Annotated in this window: 6 protein-coding genes; all 6 read right to left on the reverse strand. The window is 62.7% G+C overall.

Annotated elements, in window-relative coordinates; all coding sequences use genetic code 11:
• Positions 1-65: 65 nt before the first annotated feature.
• The gene (sbcB, locus tag JHD64_RS11520; RefSeq protein WP_199053310.1) at positions 66-1,493 is read right to left on the reverse strand and encodes an exodeoxyribonuclease I; all 1,428 of its coding nucleotides are present in this window, start codon (positions 1,491-1,493) and stop codon (positions 66-68) included.
• Between the two features lie 81 nt (positions 1,494-1,574).
• Positions 1,575-2,132, reverse strand: a complete 558-nt coding sequence (locus JHD64_RS11525; RefSeq protein ID WP_199053311.1) for a thymidine kinase — start codon at positions 2,130-2,132, stop codon at positions 1,575-1,577.
• Positions 2,133-2,157: 25 nt separating this feature from the next.
• Positions 2,158-4,065: a DNA mismatch repair endonuclease MutL gene (mutL, locus tag JHD64_RS11530; RefSeq protein ID WP_199053312.1), complete on the reverse strand. Its 1,908-nt coding sequence runs from the start codon at positions 4,063-4,065 to the stop codon at positions 2,158-2,160.
• A 78-nt stretch (positions 4,066-4,143) separates the two neighbouring features.
• Entirely contained in the window at positions 4,144-4,788 is a 645-nt protein-coding gene (locus tag JHD64_RS11535) for a DedA family protein (protein WP_199053313.1), read from the reverse strand.
• Between the two features lie 85 nt (positions 4,789-4,873).
• On the reverse strand, positions 4,874-5,809 hold the full coding sequence (secF, locus tag JHD64_RS11540; protein WP_199053314.1) for a protein translocase subunit SecF: 936 nt from the start codon (positions 5,807-5,809) through the stop codon (positions 4,874-4,876).
• A 14-nt stretch (positions 5,810-5,823) separates the two neighbouring features.
• Positions 5,824-7,395 (reverse strand): protein translocase subunit SecD (gene secD / locus JHD64_RS11545; protein WP_199053315.1); only part of this gene is annotated, 1,572 nt, incomplete at its 5' end.

The raw sequence follows: 7,395 nt of genomic DNA on the forward strand, positions 1-7,395 counted from the left end.
GGTCTTTGCACTGGCTGGGTCTGGGGCGGGATTGTCGCACAGCTGCATCCGCCCCGGAACCGCTTTTACGGCTGTGGCGCCAGCAGGCTGGTGGCATAGCGGTCCAGCTGTTGCAGGATGTCCTGCTGGGCCGGTGTCAGCTCGCGTGCGCGCACCGCAGCCATTTCCTGCTGGAACTGCGCCAGGCTGCGTCCACCCACGCCGTCCTGCAGCTTGTGCCGGCACCAGGCTTGCCAGCGTTGGCTTTCTTCGCCGGACAGGCTGGATGGGAAGTTGCGTGCGCGGTAGCGGAACAGCAGCTCACCCAGCTGGGGATCTTCAAAAAAGGCCATCTCACCAGTCAGCTGCGCGGCGGATTTCAAGCGTAGCTTGTTCAGCACCTTGCGGTCGTTATTGCTGACAAAGCCGCCATACAGGTTTTCGTCCACATCACGCGGCTCGCCGGCTTCGCGGCGGTAGACCTGGCGCCAGATGGGCGTGAGGTCGGGCAGGGTGGCGGCGCTGGCGGCATGCTGTTGTATCTGCACCATGTCCACGCCCCAGTGCGCTGCCCGATCTGCGCCCAGAACCTTGAGATTGGCTACCACAAAGGGCGATTTGTTGATGTGGATGGTTTTGAGCGGCAGCCGCGTGACACCTTCCGGCAGCTCTTCCGTGCGGGTGTAGATGCGCTGGCGGATGGTGTCGGCGCTCAGGCCGCGCAGCATGGCCGGGTCGAAGGCCAGGTCCCACACGATGACTTCATTGCCGTTGGTCGGGTGCTGGTCCAGCGGCCAGACGATGGCCATATTGCCGCGTTCCACACCATACATGCCGGACACATGCAGCAGCGGCTGCGGGCGATGCAGGTTCAGCTGGGCCTTGACCGCGTCTTTCTTGTGCAGGGTGAGGTAAAAGTCGAAGAGCTTGGGCTGCTTTTGCTTGATCAGCCGCGCCAGCGCAATGGTGGCGCGCACATCGGACAGCGCATCGTGGGCGGCTTCGTGCAGCAGGCCGTTGGCAACGGACAGGTGTTCCAGCTTGAAACTGGGGCGGCCGTCCTCGTGCTGTGGCCATTCGATGCCCTCCGGGCGCAGCGCGTAGGTGGCGCGTACCAGGTCCAGCATGTCCCAGCGGCCGCACTGGTTCTGCCATTCGCGTGCATAGGGGTCGATCAGGTTGCGCCAGAACAGAAAGCGGCTGACCTCATCGTCAAAGCGCAGCGAGTTGTAACCCACGCCGATGGTGCCGGGCGCGGCCAGTTCGCGTTCGATCACGCCGGCGAACTCATGCTCGGCCACGCCATGGGCCAGACAGTGCTGCGGGGTGATGCCGGTGAGCAGGCAGGCTTCCGGCGCCGGCAGGTAGTCGGGTGCCGGCTGGCAGTACAGCATCAGCGGTTCGCCGATTTCGTTCAACTCGGCATCGGTGCGTATCCCGGCAAACTGCGAAGGGCGATCCTGGCGCGGCACGGCGCCAAAGGTTTCATAGTCGTGCCAGAAAAAAGTATGCATGGAGGCTGTCACTTGGTGGGTGGCCGGGCCTTGAGTGTGGCAGCGATGTGCACACGGGCCAAGGCGTGGTGGTGGGCGGCTTCAGTCGGCCTGATGAAAACAGCGGCCGCACACCGCGCGATAGCGTGCTTCGCCACCAATCTCCACTTGCGGGCCCTCGATCACCCGGCTGCCATCAGCATTGATGCGGATATGCATGGTGGCTTTTTTGCCGCAGGCGCAGATGGTCTTGATTTCTTCGATCTCCTCGGCGCGGGTCAAGAGCCAGGTGGCGCCGGGGAAGGGGTGGCCCTGAAAGTCCACGCGCAGGCCGAAGCAGATCACCGGGATATTGCGGGTGTGCGCCAGCCGGTGGAGCTGGCAGACCTGCTCCGGTGTCAGGAACTGGGCTTCATCCAGCAGGATGCAGCTGATGCCGGCCAGCTCAACAGCCAGGAAATCGGTGTCGCCGCCAAAGGTGTGCGCCTGGCGCTGGATGCCCAGCCGCGAGGAAATCATGCCCACGCCAAAGCGGTCGTCGATGGCAGCGGTATACAGCGCCACCGCCTTGCCCATGGTTTCGTAGTTATTGGCAATTTGCAGCAATTGGGTGCTCTTGCCGCTGTTCATGGCGGCGTAGCGGAAAAACAGTTTGGCCATACGTCTGTTTCGGATAAAAGAGGGTTCAGCGCCCGCGCATGAACAGATTGTCGAGGTCTTTCATGCCCAGTCGCGACCAGGTGGGGCGGCCGTGATTGCACTGGTTGGAGCGTTCGGTGTTTTCCATGTCGCGCAGCAGGGCATTCATTTCGGTCAGCGTCAGCTGGCGATTGGCGCGCACCGCACCGTGGCAGGCCATGGTGGCCAGCAGTTCGTTGCGGCGTTCGGTCAGCACCTGGCTGAGGCCGAATTCACGCACGTCTTTCAGCACGGCACGCGCCAGCTCTACCGGATTGCCATCCTGCAGCCACACCGGAATGCCGCGCACGGCGATCTGGGTGGGGGACAGCGGGGCCAGTTCCACGCCCAGCTGTTTCAGCTGCTCGCCATGCTCGTGCACGGTGGCCACTTCCATGCGGTCGGCGGCAAAGGACACTGGCAGCAGCAAGGGCTGCATGGGAATGGTGTCGGCTTCCAGCGCATTTTTCAGCCGTTCGTAGACAATACGCTCGTGCGCCGCATGCATGTCCACCACGATCAGCCCGTCCTCGCACTGGCTGAGGATATACACGCCGTGCAACTGGGCCAGGGCAAAGCCCAGTGGCGGAATGCCCTCGCTGGCCTGTGGCAGCGCCTGCAGCTGGGCCGGCGACAGCATGGGCGGCAGGCTGTCGAGCGCTGGCGCGCTGGCTGGCGGCGTACTGCGCTGTTCTTCTTCCCGCAGGCCGGAGAACATCTTGTCGTAGCTGCCGAGTGCCTCGCGTGCCACATGCAGCGGAATGCTCTGCTGCTGATAGCTGAAGGGGCGGACCGGGGTATGGCCGCTACTGCCCGATGCGCTGCCCGGCACGGGAGTACGCGGCGGGAATAGCGCCGCTTGTGGTGCTGCGGTATTGGCGCTGGTGTTGATGTCGCCCTGCGCCGGTACCGGGCTGCTGCTGCCGGCGGTGGTGGCGGCGAGCGCCTTGTTGATGCTGTGGAACAAAAACTGGTGGATGGCCTGGCTTTCGCGAAAGCGCACCTCGATCTTGGTCGGGTGCACATTCACATCCACCCCGGCCGGGTCCATCGACAGGAACAGCGCATACACCGGGTGGCGGTCGTGATGCAGCACATCGCGGTAAGCCTGACGCAGCGCATGCTGGGCGGTCTTGTCGCGCACGAAGCGGCCATTGACATAGAAATACTGGGCGTCGCGGCTGGCTTTGGAATAAGTGGGCGAGCCGACAAAACCGCTCAGCGTCATGCTGCCGGCAGAGGTCTCCACCGCAATGGCTTCGCTGATGAAGTCCTTGCCCAGCAGTGCAGCCACCCGCTCGGCCAGATCTTGCACCGGCAAGCGCCAGATCACCTTGCCATTGTGGCGCAGCAGAAACTCCACTTGCGGGTGTGCCAGCGCAATGCGTTCGAAGGTGGCTTCGCAATGGGCGTATTCGGTGTTTTCGCTCTTGAGGAATTTGCGCCGCGCCGGGGTGTTGAAGTACAGGTCCACCACTTCCACGCTGGTGCCGGGGGCATGCGCGGCCGGTTCCGCCGGATGCAGGGCGCCATCGATGGCGATGATCTGGTGGGCGTGAGCACTGTCCGCCGGGCGGCTGGTCAGGGTGAGGCGCGAGACCGAGGCCACGCTGGCCAGCCCCTCGCCGCGAAAACCCAGCGTGCCCACCTGTTCCAGATCATCCAGCGAAGCGATCTTGCTGGTGGCGTGACGGTCCAGCGCCAGCGGCAGGTCATCGGCGGTGATGCCGCTGCCGTTGTCGGTGACGCGGATCAGCTTGATGCCGCCCTGGGCCAGATCAACCGTGATCTTGCTGGCGCCGGCGTCCAGGCTGTTTTCCAGCATTTCCTTGAGGGCGGAGGCGGGGCGTTCCACCACCTCGCCAGCAGCAATCTGATTGACCAGGTGGTCAGGAAGCTTGTGAATGCGTTTCATAGGCCAAGGATGATAATGCCGGACGGGCAAGAAGGGTAGGGCGATGCTCCCGCCGCTGCGGGCGGGAGCGGCAAAGGCTTACTGGCGCTGCGCCGCGCGCTTGTGCCGCCAGAACTCGATGATGGCCGGCAGGAAGGACACGAAAATGATGCCGAAGATCAGCAGTTCCAGATTCTTGCGCACGAAGGGCAGATTGCCGAAAAAATAACCGGCATAACAGAAACCCGCCACCCACAGCACGGCACCGGTCACGTTATACACGGTGAACTGGCGATAACCCATGCTGCCGATGCCGGCCACAAACGGGGCAAAGGTACGGATGATGGGCACGAAGCGGGTGAAGATGATGGTTTTGCCACCGTGCCTGTCGTAGAAGGCATGGGTCTTGGCCAGGTATTCCGGCTTGATCAGCCGGGGAAAGCGCCGCAGCAGGGCCGCGCCCAGATAGCGGCCGATGGTGTAGTTGACGCTATTGCCCAGCACGGCGGCCACGGTCAGCAGCAGCACCAGCATGTGCGCATCCATTTTGCCCATGGCCGCCAGCGCACCCGCAACGAACAGCAGCGAGTCGCCCGGCAGGAAGGGCGTTACCACCAGCCCGGTTTCGCAGAAGATGATGAGAAACAGGATGGCGTAGATCCACACACCATACTGGGCGACCAGCTGGGTCAGGTGGACATCGATGTGCAGGATGAAGTCGAGCAGGAATGTGATGGCTTCCATGAGTCACCGTGGTGGTTGGCTATGGTGGATAAAAAACCGGCCGGACAAGCCGGCCAGTGTGTGCTGCATAGGGAGCTGCCCTGGTTCAGACCACGGCTTCTTCTTTTGGTTTGGTCGGCTTGATCATGTGCTCGCGGCTGACACCCAGCCACAGTGCGATCGGGCTGGCCACCAGTACCGAAGAGTAAATGCCGAAGATGATGCCGATGGTCAGCGCCATGGCAAAGCCGTGCAGCGCCGGGCCGCCGAATACCAGCATGGACACCACCATCATCTCGGTGGAGAAGTGGGTGATGATGGTACGGCTCATGGTGGCGGTAATGGCATTGTCGATGATGCTGGCGGTGCTCTTGCCACGCAGGCCCGGCTTGCGGAAGTTCTCGCGGATACGGTCGAACACCACTACCGATTCGTTCACCGAGTAGCCCAGCACCGCCAGCACGCCGGCCAGTACGGTCAGCGAGAATTCCCAGCGGAAGAAGGCAAAGCAGCCGAGGATGATCACCACGTCGTGCATGTTGGCGATGATGGCCGACACGGCGAAGCGCCATTCAAAGCGCATGGCCAGATAGGCCATGATGCCCAGGCACACCAGAATGGCGGCAGTCAGGCCGTGGCTCACCAGTTCCTCACCCACGCTGGGGCCGACAAAATCGACCTTGCGCAGTTGCACGGTGCTGTCCTTGGCCTTGAGCAGGTTCATCACCTTGTCCGACAGCTGGGCCGAGGTGGTGCCCGGCTTGTTCGGCAGGCGAATCATCACATCGCTGCTGCTGCCCAGGCTTTGCACGGTGGCTTCGCCCAGCTTGAGGCTGTCCACGGTGTCGCGGATCAGGTTCAGGTCGGCCGACTGCTGGTACTGCACTTCCAGCACGGTACCGCCGGTGAACTCAACGCTGTAGTTAAGGCCGCGGGTGGCCAGGAAGAACACGGCCAGAATGAAGGTGACCAGCGAAATCGCCGTGGTCAGCCTGCCGTAGCTCATGAACGGGATGTCCCGTTTGATGCGGAAAAGCTCCATGATCTGTCCTGTCCTTATTTCTCAGGTTTCCACACCTGGCCAATGGCCAGCGAGGTCAGTTTGCGACGGCGGCCGTACCACAGGTTCACCAGGCCGCGCGAAACCAGCACTGCCGAGAACATCGAGGTCATGATGCCGATGCAGTGCACCACGGCAAAGCCGCGCACCGGGCCGGAGCCGAAAATCAGCAGGGCCAGACCGGCAATCAGGGTGGTGACGTTGGAGTCCAGAATCGTCGCCCAGGCATGGCCATAACCGGCCTGGATGGCCGAGTGCGGCGGTACGCCGTTGCGCAGCTCTTCACGGATACGCTCGTTGATCAGCACGTTGGCATCAATCGCCATGCCCAGCGCCAGCGCAATGGCGGCAATGCCGGGCAGGGTGAGCGTGGCCTGCAGGATGGACAGGATGGCCAGCAGCAGGAACACGTTGACCGCCAGCGAGATGGCAGAGAACACGCCAAACACGCCGTAGTAGATCACCATGAACACCGCGATGGCAGCAAAGCCCCACAGGGTGGAGTGGAAGCCCTTCTCGATGTTTTCCTTGCCCAGGCTTGGGCCGACGGTACGCTCTTCGATGATGTTCATCGGCGCAGCCAGCGAACCGGCACGCAGCAACAGGGCAGTGTCATTGGCTTCGGCCGGGTTCATGCTGCCGGAGATTTGCACGCGGCCACCACCGATTTCCGAGCGGATGACCGGAGCCGTCACCACTTCGGCACGGCCTTTTTCCACCAGGATCATCGCCATGCGCTTGCCGATGTTTTCCGCCGTCACCTGACGGAAGATGGAAGCGCCGGTGGAGTCCAGATTGATGTGTACTGCGGGGGCGCCGTTTTCATCAAAGCCGGCTTGCGCGTCGTTGATGTTGTCGCCGGTCAGCTCCACGTCCTTCTTCACCAGGATCTTGCTGTCGCCATGCGAGGTGGCTTCGTCCAGCAGGTCGTAGCCAGCCGGAATATTGCCGGCCAGCGCATCGCTGACCTTGCCCTGGTCGTCTTCCACCATGCGCACTTCCAGCGTGGCAGTGCGGCCGATGATGTCCTTGGCGCGGGCAGTATCCTGGATACCCGGCAGTTCCACCACGATGCGGTTGGGGCCGGCCTGCTGGATGATGGGTTCGGAGGTGCCCAGCTCGTTCACCCGGTTGTGCAGGGTGGAGATGTTCTGCTTCACCGCATCGCTCTGGATCTTGGTGACTTCTTCCGGCTTCAGCGTGGCGGTCAGCTTGTAATTGGCATCGTCACTGCTCACCACCAGGGTGGGCAGGGTGCGGCTGACCACGTTCTGCGCGGCTTTCAGGGTGTCGGCATCACGCAGCTGCACTTCCAGCACATTGCCATTGCGCTTGATGCTGCCATAGCGCACCTGCTTGTTCTTCAGCTCGCGGCGGATGTCGCCGGCATAGCGTTCCATGGTTTTGTCGATGGCAGCCTGCATGTCCACCTGCAGCAGGAAGTGCACGCCACCGCGCAAGTCCAGACCCAGGAACATGGGGTAGGCTTTCAGGTCGGCCAGCCACTGCGGCGAGGCCGGCAGCAGGTTGAGCGCAATGATGTAGCTGTCACCCAGCGCATGCTGGAT

The organism is Aquitalea sp. ASV15 (genome assembly GCF_016429115.1).
In the GTDB taxonomy this organism is placed as follows: domain Bacteria; phylum Pseudomonadota; class Gammaproteobacteria; order Burkholderiales; family Chromobacteriaceae; genus Aquitalea; species Aquitalea magnusonii.